The sequence below is a fragment of the Roseicyclus mahoneyensis genome (assembly GCF_003148775.1).
GTDB lineage: Bacteria > Pseudomonadota > Alphaproteobacteria > Rhodobacterales > Rhodobacteraceae > Roseicyclus > Roseicyclus mahoneyensis.
This window is the reverse complement of record NZ_QGGW01000007.1, coordinates 155650-172080: the sequence shown is the minus strand read 5'-3', so window position 1 is coordinate 172080 and position 16431 is coordinate 155650. Positions and strand designations below refer to the sequence as shown.

General features: G+C 65.5%; 14 protein-coding genes. 9 read left to right on the top strand and 5 right to left on the bottom strand.

Annotated features, from left to right (window positions below; all coding sequences use genetic code 11):
- Window positions 1-13: 13 nt before the first annotated feature.
- On the top strand, window positions 14-979 hold the full coding sequence (gene bhcD, locus C7455_RS14655) for an iminosuccinate reductase BhcD (protein ID WP_109669552.1): 966 nt from the start codon (window positions 14-16) through the stop codon (window positions 977-979).
- Window positions 980-1167: 188 nt separating this feature from the next.
- Here bhcD and C7455_RS14650 read toward each other — a convergent pair whose 3' ends face one another.
- Window positions 1168-1656 (bottom strand): ureidoglycolate lyase, encoded by a 489-nt coding sequence (locus C7455_RS14650; protein ID WP_109669440.1) that lies wholly within the window; start codon window positions 1654-1656, stop codon window positions 1168-1170.
- Entirely contained in the window at window positions 1653-3062 is a 1410-nt protein-coding gene (puuE, locus tag C7455_RS14645; protein WP_109669439.1) for an allantoinase PuuE, read from the bottom strand. Before puuE ends, C7455_RS14650 begins: the two co-directional genes overlap by 4 nt.
- Window positions 3063-3179: 117 nt before the next feature.
- On the opposite strand from puuE, the gene uraH reads away from it, so the two are divergent.
- The 4 genes from uraH to C7455_RS14625 all read left to right on the top strand — a co-directional run bounded on the left by uraH (window position 3180) and on the right by C7455_RS14625 (window position 7591).
- Entirely contained in the window at window positions 3180-3533 is a 354-nt protein-coding gene (gene uraH / locus C7455_RS14640; RefSeq protein ID WP_109669437.1) for a hydroxyisourate hydrolase, read from the top strand.
- A 115-nt stretch (window positions 3534-3648) separates the two neighbouring features.
- Window positions 3649-5373, top strand: a complete 1725-nt coding sequence (locus C7455_RS14635; RefSeq protein WP_109669435.1) for an AMP-binding protein — start codon at window positions 3649-3651, stop codon at window positions 5371-5373.
- 5 nt (window positions 5374-5378) lie between these two features.
- A complete protein-coding gene (locus C7455_RS14630) occupies window positions 5379-6260 on the top strand; it encodes a bile acid:sodium symporter family protein (protein WP_109669434.1) in 882 nt (293 codons plus the stop codon).
- A gap of 122 nt (window positions 6261-6382) precedes the next feature.
- Window positions 6383-7591 carry a TsoY family (seleno)protein gene (locus C7455_RS14625; RefSeq protein ID WP_109669432.1) on the top strand — a complete coding sequence of 403 codons (1209 nt, stop codon included), beginning with the start codon at window positions 6383-6385 and terminating at the stop codon, window positions 7589-7591.
- A 35-nt stretch (window positions 7592-7626) separates the two neighbouring features.
- Here C7455_RS14625 and C7455_RS14620 read toward each other — a convergent pair whose 3' ends face one another.
- On the bottom strand, window positions 7627-8583 hold the full coding sequence (locus C7455_RS14620; protein WP_170119093.1) for a Hint domain-containing protein: 957 nt from the start codon (window positions 8581-8583) through the stop codon (window positions 7627-7629).
- 176 nt (window positions 8584-8759) lie between these two features.
- On the opposite strand from C7455_RS14620, the gene C7455_RS14615 reads away from it, so the two are divergent.
- The 4 genes from C7455_RS14615 to C7455_RS14600 are packed head-to-tail and all read left to right on the top strand — an operon-like array spanning window position 8760 to window position 15109.
- Window positions 8760-10571, top strand: coding sequence for a glycosyltransferase family 2 protein (locus C7455_RS14615; protein ID WP_245904347.1), 1812 nt, complete (start codon window positions 8760-8762; stop codon window positions 10569-10571).
- Window positions 10572-10630: 59 nt separating this feature from the next.
- Window positions 10631-12046, top strand: coding sequence for a hypothetical protein (locus C7455_RS14610; RefSeq protein ID WP_109669429.1), 1416 nt, complete (start codon window positions 10631-10633; stop codon window positions 12044-12046).
- Window positions 12039-12821: a hypothetical protein gene (locus C7455_RS14605; RefSeq protein WP_109669427.1), complete on the top strand. Its 783-nt coding sequence runs from the start codon at window positions 12039-12041 to the stop codon at window positions 12819-12821. The genes C7455_RS14610 and C7455_RS14605 overlap by 8 nt, the downstream gene beginning before the upstream one ends.
- A complete protein-coding gene (locus C7455_RS14600; protein ID WP_109669426.1) occupies window positions 12818-15109 on the top strand; it encodes a sulfatase-like hydrolase/transferase in 2292 nt (763 codons plus the stop codon). The genes C7455_RS14605 and C7455_RS14600 overlap by 4 nt, the downstream gene beginning before the upstream one ends.
- A 67-nt stretch (window positions 15110-15176) precedes the next feature.
- Here the strand turns inward: C7455_RS14600 and C7455_RS19945 are convergent, their stop codons facing one another.
- On the bottom strand, window positions 15177-15917 hold the full coding sequence (locus C7455_RS19945) for a hypothetical protein (protein WP_211315495.1): 741 nt from the start codon (window positions 15915-15917) through the stop codon (window positions 15177-15179).
- 35 nt (window positions 15918-15952) lie between these two features.
- Window positions 15953-16417 (bottom strand): DUF488 domain-containing protein, encoded by a 465-nt coding sequence (locus C7455_RS14595; RefSeq protein ID WP_109669424.1) that lies wholly within the window; start codon window positions 16415-16417, stop codon window positions 15953-15955.
- Window positions 16418-16431 lie beyond the last annotated feature (14 nt).

Here is a 16431-nt window from a genome sequence, read left to right as displayed (position 1 = left end):
CCCCGCCCATGAACTGGCGATCGTCCCCGAGGGGATGATCGCCGATCTGCTGACCCGCAAGGCGTCCTTCGACGCGGTGGAAAAGGTCTTTGCCGCCATGGCCTCCGGCGATGCGGTGAACTTTCCCGTGGTGCGCGAAGCCTTGGGACACGAGGATGCGCTTTACGGCTTCAAGGGCGGCTTCGACGCTGTGGGTGGCGTTCTGGGCCTCAAGGCGGGGGGCTACTGGCCCCATAACCTTGAGCGGCGCGGGCTGATCAACCACCAGTCGAGCGTCTTCCTCTTCGACCCCGACAGTGGTCGCGTAAAGGCGATGGTCGGCGGCAATCTGTTGACGGCGCTGCGCACGGCGGCCGCGTCCTCGGTGTCGATCAAGCATCTGGCGCGGAAAGACGCAAAGGTGCTGGGCATGGTGGGCGCAGGCCATCAGGCAAAGTTCCAGCTCCGCGCGGCGCTGGAAACGCACGCCTTCGAAAAGGTCATCGGCTGGAACTACCACCCCGACATGCTTCCGGGTCTTGGTGCGGTAGCCGAGGAAATGGGCGTGCCGTTTCAGGCGGTCGACCTGCCGGGCCTGCGCGAGGCGGATGTGATCATCACGATCACCTCGAGCTTCGCCCCCTCGCTCATGGCCGCACATGTCAGCCCCGGCACGCATCTGGCTTGCATGGGAACCGACACCAAGGGCAAGCAGGAGGTCGAGGCGGCCCTGCTGGCCCTCGCGACGGTGTTTTGCGACGAGGTGGCGCAAAGCGTCACCATCGGCGAGGCGCAGCACGCGGTCGCGGCGGGACTGATCGGGGCCGAGGCCGTCACGCCCATCGGCGCCGTCATCAATGGCGCGCATCCGGGACGGACGTCCGACGACGAGATCACGCTTTTTGATGGCACCGGCGTGGGCTTGCAGGATCTGGCCGTGGCCGACGCCATCGTGACCGAGGCCGTCGCACGCGGCATGGCTACGCTCGTTCCGCTCTGAGCATAGGAAGGCGCGCTCCCGCGGGTTTGGCCATCGCTGCGCGATCTGCCTCACCACTTGGGCCCTGCACCCGCGCCACGGCGCGGGTGCGGTCGCGCGCCACATCCGACGCCTGCGCGGGGCGTCGACTGCGGGAGCCTCCGGCGGGGATATTTTTGAAACAGAGAAGTCGGGGGGCGCCTGGCCGCTCAGGCGTTCCGCACCATCCAGGGCTGGTCGAACCAGTATTCCTCGAGGTTGGCACCCTCGCCGATCCGGTCGATCACCGCGAAAAGTCCGGGGGCGTGAAGTGGCGTCAGGACACCGTGCCACGTGTTGCGCGCGATGTTGATCGCCTGACCCGGTTCGGTGCGGAAGGCGCGCGGGGTGCCCGGGCTGCCGCCCGCGTCGGGCGCGACGATCACGAGGAACGGATCATGCGACATCGGCACGAAAGCCTGGCTGCCCAACAGGTGACGCTCCACCATCTCGAGCCGGTAGGGCAGCGCGCGGGATTCCGAGCGAAACAGGCTGATCCCCGGCTGTCCGTCGAGAATGTCGAGGGTCGCCCGGTCGTGCCAGCGGCCGCAGAGGCCCGCGTTGATGATCTTGTCGGGTGCGCCTTCGGTTTCCAGCACCTCGCCGAAGGGCGCGAAGGCACGGGCGGTAAGCGGTTCGATCACAATATCGGTGCTCATCCCAACTTCTCCTTCAGGCGGAGTTCTGCGATGCGTTCGACCTGTCGGCAGGCCTCGGCGAATTCGGTGTCGCGGTCCTGAAGGGTGCGGCGGCGAAAGGCGTCGAGGATCGAGGCCTTGGTGTTGTCGCGCACCGCGATGATGAAGGGGAAGCCGAATTTTTCCATGTAGGCGGTATTGAGGGCGGTGAATTCGGCACGCTCGGCGTCGGTCAGCGCATCCAGCCCCGCGCTCGCCTGTTCGGCCGTGCTTTCGGCCGTCAGCCGCTTGGCCGCCGCCAGCTTGCCAGCCAGATCGGGATGGGCGTTCAGAACGGCCAGCTGTTCCTCGGGCGAGGCGCTGCGAAACACCCGCGCCAGCGCGGAATGGACGCCTGCGGCTGTATCATGTGTCGGGCCCAGTTCCAGCCCGTGGGCGCGCTCGGCGATCCAGGGGGAATGCTCGTAGATGGCCCCGAATTCCGCGACAAAGCTGGCGCGGTCCATCTCGGAGGGGCGGGTGCGGGCAACCGGCGGATGGACCTTTGCCCAATGCTCCGCGATCTGGAGGCGGGTGGCGAACCACACGCCCGCGTGGCCCGCCATATGGGCGATGGCGCGCTTGAGGCCCTGCGCCCGGCCGGGGCGCCCGGCAAGGCGGCAATGCAGGCCGATCGACATCATGGCGGGACGCCCCGCAGCCCCTTCGGCAAAGAGGCAGTCGAAACTGTCGGTGATGTAGCGTTCGAATTGCGCACCCTCGGCATAGCCCGCCTGAATGGCAAAGCGCATGTCGTTCACATCCAGCGTATAGGGCACCATCAGCTGGTCGCGGTCGCCGAAGCGCCGCCAATAGGGCAGGTCATCGGCGTAATCGTCGGAAATATAGGCAAACAGCCCGGTTTCCGCCGCCAGCCGCACGGTGTTCATCGAACAGCGTCCGGTGTACCAGCCCCGCGGGGGGCTGCCCGTGACCTCGGTGTGGAGCCGGATCGCCTCGTGCATCAGGGCGCGCTCCTGATCCTCGGACATGTCCTTGTGTTCGACCCATTTCAGCCCGTGAGAGGCGATTTCCCAGCCTGCCTCATGCATCGCGGCGACCTGTCCGGGGGCGCGGGCCAGCGCGCTGGTGACACCATAGACGGTCACCGGCAGGTGCCCCAGCATCCGGTGCAGCCGCCAGAACCCCGCCCGCGCGCCGTATTCGTAGATCGATTCCATGTTCCAGTGCCGCTGCCCCGGCCATGCTTGCGCGCCGGTGATCTCGGACAGGAAGCCTTCGGAGGCGGCATCGCCGTGCAAGATGTTGTTCTCGCCGCCTTCCTCGTAATTCATCACGATCTGGACCGCGATCTTCGCCCCGCCCGGCCATTGCGGATCGGGGGGCGTGGCACCATGGCCGGTCAGGTCGCGGGGGTATCGCTGCATGGATGGGGTCTCCGGTGTTGGCGGCTCAGCTTTGGCCAAGCGCACCGGATGTTGCAAGGGGGGGTTGCAAGGGGCATGGCCTTGCGGAACTGTCGCGCCGTGCACAGGAGGTGTCAGATGCCCGGATTTCTCACGACCCATGTCCTCGACACGGCGCGCGGTTGCCCAGCCGAGGGGGTGCGCATCGTGCTGTACCGTGTCGCGGGCACATCGCACCGCAAGATCGCCGAGATGGTGACCAATGGCGACGGGCGCACCGACACGCCGATCCTGCCCCATGACCAGTTCCGGACAGGCCAGTACGAGCTGGTCTTTTTTGCCGGCGACTACCTGCGCGCCAGCGGGCAGTCGGGGGTGGAGCCGCTGTTTCTCGACGAGGTGCCGATCCGCTTCGGCATGGCGCTTGAGGATCACTACCATGTGCCGTTGCTGCTATCGCCCTATGGTTATTCGACCTATCGCGGCAGCTGACGCGCGCCCGGCTCAGCGCGGCCCCCCTGACGTGACGTCCCTGCGGAATTCGTTTCCCGGGGGCGGGAACATAGGCTAGCGTCCCCGGTCAGGAACGCGGTGAGAGGGGAGGCTCATGCAACATCCGGACAGGCCGTGGACGGCCTTCTACCCCGCGGGCGCGCGCGCCGAGATCGCGGCGACCGCCTATCGCAACCTCGCCGACATGATCCGTGCCGTGGCCGAAACCTATGGCAGCAACCCCGCCTTCACCTGCTGCCTGCCCAACGGCATGAACGGCACGCTCAGCTTCGCGCAGGTCGACGAGATGTCGGATGCGCTTGCCGTCTACCTGCGCGAGGTGGCGGGGCTGAAACAGGGCGACCGGGTGGCGGTGCAATTGCCCAACGGCTTGTCCTTTCCGGTGGCGGCCTTCGGCGTGCTCAAGGCGGGCTGCGTGCTGGTCAACGTCAACCCGCTTTACACCGCGGATGAAATGGCCAAGCAGTTCGCCGACGCCGAGCCGCATGCGCTGATCATCGTCGACATGTTCGCCGACAAGATCCCGGCGGCAACACTGGGCCACCCGATCCCCAACATCATCGTCACCCGCGTGGCCGAATTTCTGCCCGTCTTGCCGCGCGGCATTGTGGGGCTGGTGCAGAAATACTGGGACCAGTCCGTCAAACCCATCGACATCGCTCATACCCGCCTGCCCGAGGCGCTGGCCGCCGGGCGCGCCAAGGCGGCACAGGCGCGGATCGAGGTCGATGCCTATCACCAGTCCGTCACCGGCGATGACGTGGCCGTGCTGCAATATACCGGCGGTACGACGGGGGTGTCCAAGGGCGCGATGCTGACGCATGCCAACCTGCTCGTGAACATGGAGCAGGTGATGGAGCTGCTGACGGGCCATCTGGCCAAGGGGCGCGAGGTCGCGCTGACCGCCTTGCCGATGTATCACATCTTTGCCTTCAACGTGAACCTCTTGGGCTTCTGGTGGTTGGGCGCGCGCAACATCTTGATCCCGAACCCGCGACCGCTGACGTCGCTCAAGCGCGCCTTCGAGAATTACAAGATCACCTGGATGAGCGGGGTGAACACGCTGTTCAACGGGCTGACGAACGAGATCTGGTTCACCGACGCCCCGCCGCGCCACCTGAAATTCGCCTCTGCGGGCGGCATGGCGCTGCAATCCTCGGTCGCGGAAAAATGGCAACGCATCACCGGCGCGCCCGTAATCCAGGGCTACGGGCTGACCGAGACCTCGCCCGTCCTGACCTTCGAGCCTCTGGGCAAGGCGCGTCCGGGGTCCATCGGCGTGCCCGTGCCGGGGACCGAGATCGTCTGCATGGACGAGGACGGACAACCCGTGCCGCAAGGCGAGCCGGGCGAGATCGCGGCGCGCGGGCCGCAGATCATGAAGGGCTACTGGCGCAAGCCCGAGGAAACCGCCAAGACCATGCGCGGCGACTGGTTCCTGACCGGTGACATCGGGGTGATCGACGCGGATGGCTACATCCGCATCGTCGATCGGAAAAAGGACATGGTCGTGGTCTCGGGCTTCAACGTCTATCCCAACGAGGTCGAGGATGTGCTGGCCGCCCATCCCGGCGTGCTGGAGGTGGCCGTGATCGGCGTGCCCGATGCCGGCACCGGCGAGGCCGTCGCGGCCTATGTCGTGAAGTCCGATCCCGGCATCACGGCGGAAACCCTGCGCGCCTATGCCAAGGAACACCTGACCGCCTACAAGGTGCCCAAGCGCGTGGAATTTCGCGACGAGCTGCCGAAATCCAACGTCGGCAAGATCCTGAGAAAAGACCTGCGCGCCGAGGTCTTGACGCAAGTGGCGGCGGAGTGACGTAGATGGTCGATGAATTTACCCAGACCCTGCTGGGCATCATGGTCGCCGTCATCATGCTTGGCATGGGTGCCTCGCTCACGCCGCGCGACTTCTACCTTGCGCTCAAACGCCCCTATGGCCTGATGATCGGCGTGGTCTCGCAATACGGGATCATGCCGTTTCTGGGCTTCTTGCTCGTGACCTTCCTGCCCCTGCCCGATGCCATCGCCGTGGGTGTCTTGATCATGGCCTGCATGCCGGGGGGGACGACCTCGAACATCTTCACCTACTTCTCCAAGGGCAATCTGGCGCTGTCGGTCCTGATGACCGTCACCTCGACCGTGACGGGCGTGATCTTGATCCCGATCATCCTTGTGCTTTACGCCAATGTCCTGGGCCTCGAGATCCCGCGCGAGGACATCATCCGCGTGCTGATCGTCCTGCTCGTGCCCGTCGCCATCGGCATGGGGCTGCGCAAGCTCAACGCCAATGTCGGCGCGGTGATCGAGTTCGGCGGGTCCATCCTCGCGCTCTTCTTCATCGTCTTCATCATGGTGACATGGGTGCCGCAGAACTGGCAATTCCTGCTGTCCACCACCCCCGCCACCTATGTAGCGGCCATCGCGCTGGGCCTTGTGGGCATCGCCATCGGCTATGGCTTTGCACGCGCGCTGAAATTGCATCCGCGCAATGCCCGCACCGTGGCGCTGGAGACCGGCATCCAGAACGGCCCGCTTGCCATCGCCATCATCGCCTTCACCTTTTCGGGCGACGAGGCGCAAAGCTACATGGCGGTGCCTGCGCTCTACTCGCTCTTCATCGTGATCGTCTCCACGCTGGTCACGCTGGTCTTCCGCCGCGCCAACACCGCCGCCGAACAGAAGATGCCCGACGGGCTGCTGTAACCGGGGGGGCAGCCGGAAAACGCGCGTTTCCCCCCCTCAATTCGTTTGACGCTGGTAACAAAGTCACCGACACCACCGACCCGCAGGGCGTAACCCTGTCTCCAATCAAGGAGACAAATGCCATGCCCAACACCCTCAAACGCCCCGCAGACCAATGGTCGCCGCTCTACTTCCTCGCCTCCGTCGGCGCAGGCGGCCTGAGCGTCACCTTCTACATGTATCTCATGCACTGGGTGCCGCACCCTGGCAAAACCGTCGCCGTGTTCGAAGACATCACCGCCGCCCTCGCCTCGGGCAACCCGGCGCTGACAGTGGCCATCGCAATCGCACTGGCCGGCATCGCCATCTTCGGCGCGCTGAACCTGTCGCTCCTGATCTGGAACCTGCGCAAGATGCGCGGCTTTGCCGCCTCCGAGAAAGGCCGGGCGCTGGCCAATTCCAACGCCCAGACCCAGATGATGGCCTTGCCGCTGGCGCTTGCCATGTCGATCAATGGCGGCTTCATCCTCGGCATGGTCTTTGTCCCCGGCCTGTGGTCGGTCGTCGAATACCTCTTTCCGCTGGCCATGGTCGCCTTCCTCGCCGTGGGCTGGCTCGCCTTCAAGCAACTCGGTCAGTTCATCGCGCGGGTCACCGCCTCGGGTGGCTTCGACTGCGCCAAGAACAACTCCTTCGCCCAGATGCTGCCCGCCTTCGCGCTCGCCATGACCGGCGTCGGCCTGTCCGCCCCCGCCGCCATGAGCGCGAACGTCACCGTCGCCGGCATCGCCCTGATCCTCTCGAGCTTCTTCTTCATCGCCGCCGTCCTCATCACCGTCGTCGGGCTGATCCTCGGGTTGCGCTCGATCATGGAGAACGGCGTCGCCGCCGAACAGGCGCCCACGCTGATGATGGTCGTCCCGATCACCACGATCCTCGGCATCTTGATGCTGCGTCAGGCCCATGGCCTTGGCGTCAGCTTCGAGGCCGAAATGGCCGCCGCCGACCGGATGATGATGCTGACGCGCCTGTTGTCGGTCGAGGTTCTCTTCGCCGCCTTTGGCCTGACGGTTCTGGCCGCCACCGGCTACGCCCGCCGCTTTCTCACCGGCGAGGTGATCAGCCCCGGCAACTACGCACTGGTCTGCCCGCCCGTGGCGATGTCGGTCCTGACGCAATTCTGGGTCAACAACGGTCTGGTGGCCGCCGGACTGATCGAGAAATTCGGGGTGGCCTACTGGGCACTGACCGCCGTGGCCCTTGCCCTTCAGGCCGTCGCGGTGGCGCTGGTGATCTTCCTGCACCGCCGCCACTTCCGGGCCACTCAAAGCGGCGCGCTGCGCACCGCCTGACCCGCCTGATCCTGAGAAAACGTCCGCGCGGCCCCTCAGGCCGCGCGGTTTTCCATCTGCGCCACACAGCCAGACAACCGCGCACGCAAGGCGGGCGGCAGCATCCGGGCGGCCGCGATCCGGGGCAAGCGCATCTCGGGGATCATCCGTTCCACCCCGAACAACGCCATATAGCCGTCGAAATTGTCATACCCGGCGCGGCCTGTGTAACACACGAAGCTTTCCGTCGGCGCGCCTTCGGCCAGCAAAACCTCATGCGCCTCTGTCTCGATATGCCAGACGCGGTAGCGCGGCGGCAGGGCCTCACGCGCGACGGGGCGGATCGTGTCGCCATTGACCAACGCACCGGCGGTCACGATCACACCGTCCAAGATCATTCCGTGATCGGCCGTCACCACCAGATCGCGCAGCGGCAGTCCCCCGCCCAGCGCACCGGCCGCGATCTTGATCGGGCTGCGGTCCTCATGGGCAAAGCCGCGCCGCAGCGTCTGGATCCCCACCCACAGCACAGGCACCGCACGGCCATCCGCCGTCAGCACCATATCCCCGGGCGCCAGCGTCTCGACCGCCATCTCGCCCGAAGGCGTGGCGATCCGCGTGCCTTCCGCGAAACACATGGCAAAGCTGAATTCCTCACCCTCGTTGATCGTGGTCACATCCAGCGCCTGCGGCAAGGGGGCAGCGGTTTGCGAGAAAAGGTAGAGGTCGCCGAAGAAGATGCTTTCGAAGACCGGCATCAGCTCGCCGTTCACCTCGATTGTGCCGACATAGGTCAGCGCGACCTCGATGGAGGGATCGTCGGGGTCAGGATAAAGCGTGAAGCTTTCGGTGACCTGAAACGTGTCGTCATTGCGCATCTCGGGTCGCAACGCGCTGCCGTTCGTCGGGTCGGTGATCGTCCCGCCCGCGCCGTTGTATTGAAACCGCATGAAGCCGCCAAAGAAGGGATCTTCGCGGTAGGAGGTGTAGGATGCGTAGGTAAAGTTGCTCATCTCTGGGTCCGTGCCTCGGGTCGGTCTTGTCGCCGTCGCGTGCAGATCTGCGGGGAGATTGCGGCCCCCGCACGGCAGCGTTTCGGTCATTTCTGGGAATGCGGCCCTGTAGACCACCCGACCGCGCCCGTGATAGATCGTGCTGCAACGCCCGTCAGAAGGCCCGGGGATCAGGCATGAAGCATCTCAAACCCATGTCGAAACACGGCAAAGTCATGGCCGTGTCGATGATGAAGGACGAGGCGCCCTTCCTTCTGGAATGGTTCGCCCACCATCTAGCCGTGGGCTTCACCGACATCCTCGTCTACACCAACGACTGTTCCGACGGCACCGACACGATGCTGATGCGGCTCGAGGAACTGGGCTTGGGCTACCACCGCCCCAATGTGATCCCCGAAGGCATCAAGCCGCAGCCCTCCGCCCTGAACCACGCGCAGAACGAGCCACTGGTGGGCGCCGCCGACTGGGTACTGGTCTTCGACGCCGACGAGTTTCTGTCCGTCAATCACCCCTCCGGCAATCTCGAGGGGATGCTCGATGACACCGTGGCCCTCGGCGGCACCGGCGTCGTCATAACATGGCGCATCTTCGGCTCGGGCGGCGTGGTGGACTGGTCACGCGCGCCCGTGACCGAGCAATACACCCGCGCGGCACCCCCGCTCTGGAACAAGGGCTGGGGCGTCAAGACGCTGTTCAAGTTCGACCCCGAATACTGGAAACTCGGCATCCACCGCCCGACGATCAAGAACAAGCACCTCGAGGACGGCTTTCCCGACACCGTCCACTGGCTCAACGGCTCGGGCCTGCCGATGGAGGATTACTTCAAGTTCCGCGGCTGGCGGTCGATCCGGCGCACCATCGGCTACAACTGGGCGCAGATGAACCATTACGCGGTGAAATCGGTGGACAGCTACGCCGTGCGCAAATTCCGCGGCAACGTGAACAACAAGGCCGACAAATATAACGCCGACTACTGGTCGCTGCAGGACCGCAACGAGGTCGAGGATCGCGCCATCTTGCGCCACGCGCCCGAACGCGCCCGGATCATGGCCGAACTGCTCAAGGACCCGGTCCTGAACAAGCTGCACCATGCCGCCCTCGAACGGGTGGAGGCGCGGCTCGAAGACTACCGCAAGACCCCCGCCTATCAGGAGCTTCGCAACAGCCTGATCGAAGCCTCCAAGGTGCCGATCACGAACGTGGAGGCCAAACCGCCCAAGGCCCGCGACCCCGCCAAGATCGCCGCCCTGATGAGCGAGGTGGAACAGAAATCCCAAGCCCGCCCCAAGGATGAGCGGCGCACCGAAACCATCGCGGGCTGGGCCGTCGAAGGGGGCGATCCCCATATGCCCGCCCCCATCGACCTGAGCTTGGACATCCCCTGCGACTGGATCCCCAACCACGAGATCCCGCTGCCTGCGGATGCCCGCGTCTTCCGCCCCGAGGCGCTCAGCGCCATCGTCGCGGGCCGGTTCGAGCGGCGCCACGCCCGCAACATCCCCGCCTACCTCGACGGCTGCGCCCGCGTGCTGGAGATCGGGACCGGCGTGGGCTTCTTGCCCATCCGTGTGGTGCAGATCTCGCAGGGCGTCGTGGTCATGGCACAAGACAGCCGCCCGGAACTGGTGGCGCTTGGGCAAGAGGTCGCGCGCCGCGCGGGCGTGGAGAATTCGGCCCGGCTGAAATGGACCGACGGACCGCTGCGCTTCCCCTCCGACAGCGGCGCGCAGGCCAGTGGCCTCGCCGCCTACCTGCGCGATTTCCGCCCCGCAGCCCTGCGCCTCAACCGCCCCGCCGATGTCGCGCCCGAGGTTCTGGCGGGCCAGGATCTCGGCACCGTGCGGCGCGTCCTTGTCCCCTTCGTCACCGAAGAAGAGGCGGGCAAACTCCGCGAAGGCTACGGCCGGGTGCTGGCGGCCATGGGCTTCTCTGAGAACGTCGAGCGCGCGGGCGGCGGCAGCCTGCAATACGACCGCGCAGGGGCGTGACCGGGCGTGACCTTGGGCGCAGCCTCGCCTAACGTGGCACGCAAAAGCCGGAGGAGCATGTGAGCACGCAGGACGACGAACAGCCGATCGCGGGCCATGGTGTCATCGTGCGCGCGCAGAATGGCGATGTGATCCGCTACGACCCCACCGGCCTCGTCATGCGCCTGTCTGACAAGGTCATCGCCGACATCGCGCTGCGCCTCGGCCAGCCCCCCGGCCAGACGCCCCCCGCAGCCGCCACCCCAAAACCCGCCACCGACATCGACCACCTGCTCGACGGCATCGACGCATGGGGCATCACCCAAGACGGCGACTGGCTCCGCTTCACCGCCCGCCTGCCCGGCGCGCAGGGCGTGCGTGGCTTTCGCCGCCACATCGACGGCGGCGCGACGCTTGGCGACGGGCCGGGCGCGGTCCTGGGCATCCTCGGCCTCGGCGGCCCGCGCGCCGCGCTCGCAACCCCCGGCGCCCCGGCCTTTCCCCACCACATCACAGCACCCGAGGATGACATCGGCGCCGTCGGCATGGCGGGGATCGAACCCGCCCCCGTGACCGATCGGCTGGAAGGCTTGCGCGAGGCGACGCATGAGGCGCTGGTGGCCGAAACGATCCTGCATTGGCAGATCGAGAAATTCGCCCCCCTGCCCCTGATCGTCACCCGCGTGGAAACCGACGCCTCGGCCAGCGCCACTGATCTGGCGCGGGGCCTCGCGGTGACGAACCTGCTGATTGCGGCGGGCAACCTCAAGTCTGCCGCCGCCCGCATGGGCAAGCGCGCCAAGATCCTCGCCATCTGCCTCGATTACGCGCTGGAACATGTCACCGGCGATGCCGTGGCCTACCGCGACGGGATGCTCGCCACCCTGCGCGCCGTGGAACAGGGCCTTGGGGCGCTCGGCTTTGACCGCCCGCTCTTTGTCGCCCGGTTCGAGGCCGGGCTCGACCCGGCCAGCGCCGGGGCCGTCTTGCAGGGCCAATGGGAACTGGCGTGGAACCATGGCGATCACCGGCTGATCTTCTCAAGCCCCTCCTACCCTTTTGCCCGCGACGCCTATGACCGCCCGTCTGACGACGCCCGCCGCCGCATGGCCGAGTTGACGGCCGCCGCCCTGTCGGACGGCGCGGGCTGGCGCTGCCCCACCTTGTTCCTGGCCGAATGGGAACCGGGCGCGCCGGTCATCCGCGTCACCGCGCAGGCCGATGGCCCTTTGGTGATCGACGGCGGCGGCACGGCGGGCTTTGCCGTCACGGGGGCGGAGGGGATCGTGGTAGAGGCCGTCACGCTGGCCGCCGATGACCCTCAGGCGCTGCTGGTCCGCGTGAGCCAGCGCGCCGAGGGCCTGCGCCTGACCTATGCCGCAGGCATCCCCGGCGCGCTCCGCGACGGCTGGAGCCTTGACAGCCGCACCGGCACGCCGCTGCACCGCTGGGCACTGCCCGCGATCCTCCCGGTTCATGAGGGCCGCCATGCTTGAGTTGCCCGACCACCTTCCCCCCGGCGCGCTCTGCGATGGGGGCGCGGACCTGCTGGCCGAGACGCTTGCAGGCATGGGCGCACATTGGTGGGCGGGTGCGGACCTGAGCACGGATGCCACCGGCGCCGTGACGGGCTGGGCCGACCGCCTCGGCGGCACGCTGGCGCGCCCGACCGGCCCCAGTACCGGCAACGGATTGACCGGGGCGGCCGGGGACCTTGTGGGCCTGCAATGCCGCGACGGGCTGCATTGCGGGCTGATGGCCGGCAAAGTGACCAAAGACGCCACCAGCGCCACCCTTGCCGCGCGCTACCTGCCGCCCTGGGGCGAGGACGCCAAAACCGTCATGGCCTTCAACAGCGGCGGCGTCGCCAAGCGATCAGAGTTCGAAAACTGCCTGTTCCTGTCGGAGACCGCGGGCGTCGTCACGGTCAAGGACGACAAGGGCCTTGTCGACCTGACCTTTCCCGCGCCCGATGCGGACCTGCCCCGCGTCATCCTCGTATCGCTCTCGGGCGACCGGCTGGCGATCGAGGTGGTGGGCGAGGCAAAGGCCGAGGCCCAAGCCTCCGCCCCTGTCCTCTTCGGTCCTGCCAACCTCTTCATCGGCTGCCGCAACCAGCGTGCAGGCCTGACCAAGACGCTGGGCGGCGCGCTCATCGCCGATGTCTGGCTCTGGCCCGGCCGCGCGCTGCTGATGTCGGATGCCCCCGCCGACCGCGCCGCCCTGATGGCACTGCGCCGTTTCGTGCTCTGGTCGGACGACGCGGGATGACCTTCACCCGGGACAGCCTCGGCGGCGGCCATATCGTGGTGATCTGGGTCGACGACCTGATCGACGTCTACACGTGGCGCGACGCCTTTGGCTTGCCGATCCAGACCCCGAACCTCGACCGCTTCATGGGGCAGGCCGCCCGCTTCACCAACGCCTATGCCACCGTGCCGCTCTGCGCGCCCTGCCGCGCCGAGGTGGCGACCGGCATCAGCCCCTTCCGCTCGGGTCTGGTCGATCTCAACCGCTTCTGGCGCGACGTCTACCGGCCAGAAAAAGCGTGGCAATACGACCTCCGCCGCGCGGGCTGGCACACCTTCACCACCGGCAAGGTCGACAGCAACTACCAGCCCATGCCCGAAGCCTACCGCCGCATCCTCTTCCATGAGGAACCGGCCGCCGATGACATCGGCAAGCGCGCCGGCGTGAAAACCTATCTCGCCCACGGCCCCGGCATCAAAGGCGTCAACCACCCCGATGACGACGGGTCGCAAGACGACCGCTTCTACGACCACCGCGTCGCCCAGAACGCCATCGACTTCGTCACGCGCGCCGACCCGAACCGCCGCCACCTGATCCAGCTTGGCTTCAAGCACCCGCATTACAACCTGATCACGCCCGACCGCTTCTACGCCCAATACGACCCGGCCCAGATCCGCTGGCCCTCCATCGCGCATGCCGACGACTACCACGGCCCCCAACCCGGTTTCGCCGTCTACGAGGCCGCCTATATCGCCAACGGCCAATGGACCCCCGAGAAAGCGGGCGACGAGGCATGGCGACAGGTCGTGCGCGCCTATTTCGCCGCCATCTCGCACATGGATCACGAGCTTGGCCGCTTCCTCGCCGCGCTCGACGCCTCGCCGCTCGGACCTGACACCACGACCATCTTCTTCTCCGACAACGGCTTCAACCTCGGCACCCACGACAGCTTCCACAAGATGTCGCAATGGGACAGCGCCGCCCATATCCCCTTGGGCATCCGCCACCCGTCCATGACCGCCGAACAGGAAATCCCCCTCCCCGTCTCGCTCCACAACATCCCCAAGACGATCATGGATATCGCGGGCCTGCCGCCCCGCCCCGACTGGACCTCGGGCCAATCGCTGCTGCCGCTGATCGACCCCTCCTTCGGCACCTACGACCGCCAATGGTCGCCGGTCACCTGCGTCTTCGGCACGCTGTCCGTCCGCCCCTCGACCGAGGGCCTCACCCACTACCGCTACTTCCGCTACCCCAATGGCGAGGAACACGTCTACGACCTCGCCAACGACCCCGGCGAGACCACGAACATCGCCGCCACCGCCCCCCTTGCCCAGCTCCGCGCGGACCTCGTCAAGGGCGCGCTCAACCTCGGCCTCGACCTGCGCGGGCATGAGAACCCCGCCGATGGCGTCAACGCCATGATGGCCGTCGACGGCTCCGTCATCCTTGCGGGCGGGCGCGGAGACACCGACTACTGGGCCTACGGCGCCGACGCCGAAAAGATCGTCGAGGAGCGTGACGGCGGCACCGACACGCTGTGGTACATGGCCGGGCCCGACGATTACGTCCTGCACCTCCCCGCCAATGTCGAAAAGATCCGCATCGCCACCGTCGTCAGCCGGGCCGAGGCCGATGGCCAGACCGGCAAGGTGATCCGCATCGTCGCCCACCCCGACAGCCCGATCGAGTTCGAGACCTCCGAACGGGTCGAGATCGACCTGCGGGGCAGTGACGGCGACGACGTGATGATCGGCCCCAAACACGGGGCGGCCACCTTCTACGGCGGCGCGGGCAACGACCTGCTGATCGCGAAAGCCAAACAGGCCAACCGCCGCCACGCCTTCTATGGCGAGGCGGGCAACGACACGCTCCATGGCGGCCCGGGGCGCGACACGCTCGACGGCGGCACGGGCGATGACGTGATCTTCGGCCACACCAACAGCAACCGCATCTGGGGCGGCCACGGCAATGACGTGATCGAGGATGGGACCGGCGCCTCCACCATCGACCCCGGCCCGGGCCGCAATCTGGTCCGGCTGGCCGAGGGCGACCACGAGATCTTCGTCGGCACGGGCGTCACGCGGATCGAGGCCGCCCCCGGCGCCAAGCGCTACCGCATCCGCTGGGGCGGCGTCTGCGTGATCGAGGGCTGGGACGCGCGCGCGGTCTATGACCTGTCCGGCTGGCCGGGGGCGCCTGAGGTGCAGGAGTTGGGCGGCGGCGTCTGGCGCTTGAGGCTCGGCCTCGGGATCGTGGAGGTGACGGGTGTGGCCGAGGGGGTGGATTTGCGGGGGCAGGTGGTGTGAGGGGGGGGGATTGCAGAACCGTAAAGTACCGTCGCATAATCGCTGCTATGGGCTTCTTAAATCTCAACTACAAAAAATTGGCTTGTGATGAATGATCTACTCGGACCACCCCAGAGAGCAGCCATTTATTAAATTTAGTGACGCGATGTGTTCCCATAGCAAAAGCAATACCGCGCTCAGGCATTTCTTGCCCCCATCTGTGGCGCATCATTCGAAGAGTTTCTGCCTCGCCGTACAACCCGCGCCACTTGAAAAAGGTTTGCTCAGTCTCCCAATCAATACAGGTGTGCGTTAGAATTTTTCCCTCATGGGTGAAGCGATAGTGGAAAGAATATGGAGCAACCTCCTTGGCTAAAACCGTGTTATCACCTGAAAAAATATCTAATTGATTTAAAATAACATTTCGCCTTTTTTGATTTTTTGATCTTGCCTCTTCACTGAGAGGTCGAATAATAAACTCGGGATTTTCTGGGCGGATAAGCGCAAAAGAACGCCCTTTTGCTTTTTCTTCCGACAAACTCTTTACGATAGCACGTCGTGCAAACTCGTGGCGCTCTGATTTCTTTACTTCGCGCACCTTGATAATTGATTCGTGATCTATTCTTTTGCTCTCTGGCCGCGAGTCCTTTGGCGCAGCGCTTCGCCATCTGGTGCGAATGATATCCCAACGATTGAACCTCTGATCGGGCTGGAGCAGTTTAAACGGCATCGGATAGAGCCGGTGCCAATTTCCGTAAAGGTCGATTCCAGCAACACACACAGTCTCGCCATGCGTCTGTCCAGACTCCGGCGCGGCCTTGACGATCACACAAACCTCAACGGGTTCCTGCCAAGCGCTCAAGTTCAGTTCACTGCGATATGTTCAACTGGAGTGCCGAGCAGAGCAGATAGTCGCTCTGCAACGATTTTCCGATGGCACCCTTCGTGGTGGCGCTCAAAGCAAGTGAGGCAAACCCGCTTGCCACGTACAATGTCAGCAAGTTCAGAAAGGGCAGATTGGGCTATGTCACTTTCCATATGTCGAGTAAAGATGGAAACAAACAGATCATGGTTACCAGCGCGTGCAGCGTCCCGCCCCGGCTTAGGATCCCCAAGAGCCTTGACATGCAGATAGTCAATACCGGCCTCAGTGACCGCCGCGTTCAGCCCCTTCTTCGAAAAGCCCTTCTTGCGCGACAGTGGAAGTTCCCGCACGTCCACGAGCATTTCAATCTCGGCGTCAGCTAACCGGCTAACAAAATCGCCAATCGATGACTTCTCGTAACCTATTGTAAAGATTTGCTCTTCGGTCTTCATGCTCTCTGCCATTTGCACACCTCCGT

Coding starts and splice junctions, on each gene's coding strand:
- C7455_RS14605 (WP_109669427.1), top strand. CDS start 12,039: ATGCTTGAGTTGCCCGACCACCTTCCCCCCGGCGCGCTCTGCGATGGG.
- C7455_RS14595 (WP_109669424.1), bottom strand. CDS start 16,417: ATGGCAGAGAGCATGAAGACCGAAGAGCAAATCTTTACAATAGGTTAC.
- C7455_RS14620 (WP_170119093.1), bottom strand. CDS start 8,583: ATGAGCAACTTTACCTACGCATCCTACACCTCCTACCGCGAAGATCCC.
- C7455_RS14630 (WP_109669434.1), top strand. CDS start 5,379: ATGGTCGATGAATTTACCCAGACCCTGCTGGGCATCATGGTCGCCGTC.
- C7455_RS14625 (WP_109669432.1), top strand. CDS start 6,383: ATGCCCAACACCCTCAAACGCCCCGCAGACCAATGGTCGCCGCTCTAC.
- puuE (WP_109669439.1), bottom strand. CDS start 3,062: ATGCAGCGATACCCCCGCGACCTGACCGGCCATGGTGCCACGCCCCCC.
- C7455_RS14635 (WP_109669435.1), top strand. CDS start 3,649: ATGCAACATCCGGACAGGCCGTGGACGGCCTTCTACCCCGCGGGCGCG.
- C7455_RS14650 (WP_109669440.1), bottom strand. CDS start 1,656: ATGAGCACCGATATTGTGATCGAACCGCTTACCGCCCGTGCCTTCGCG.
- C7455_RS14615 (WP_245904347.1), top strand. CDS start 8,760: ATGAAGCATCTCAAACCCATGTCGAAACACGGCAAAGTCATGGCCGTG.
- C7455_RS14600 (WP_109669426.1), top strand. CDS start 12,818: ATGACCTTCACCCGGGACAGCCTCGGCGGCGGCCATATCGTGGTGATC.
- uraH (WP_109669437.1), top strand. CDS start 3,180: ATGCCCGGATTTCTCACGACCCATGTCCTCGACACGGCGCGCGGTTGC.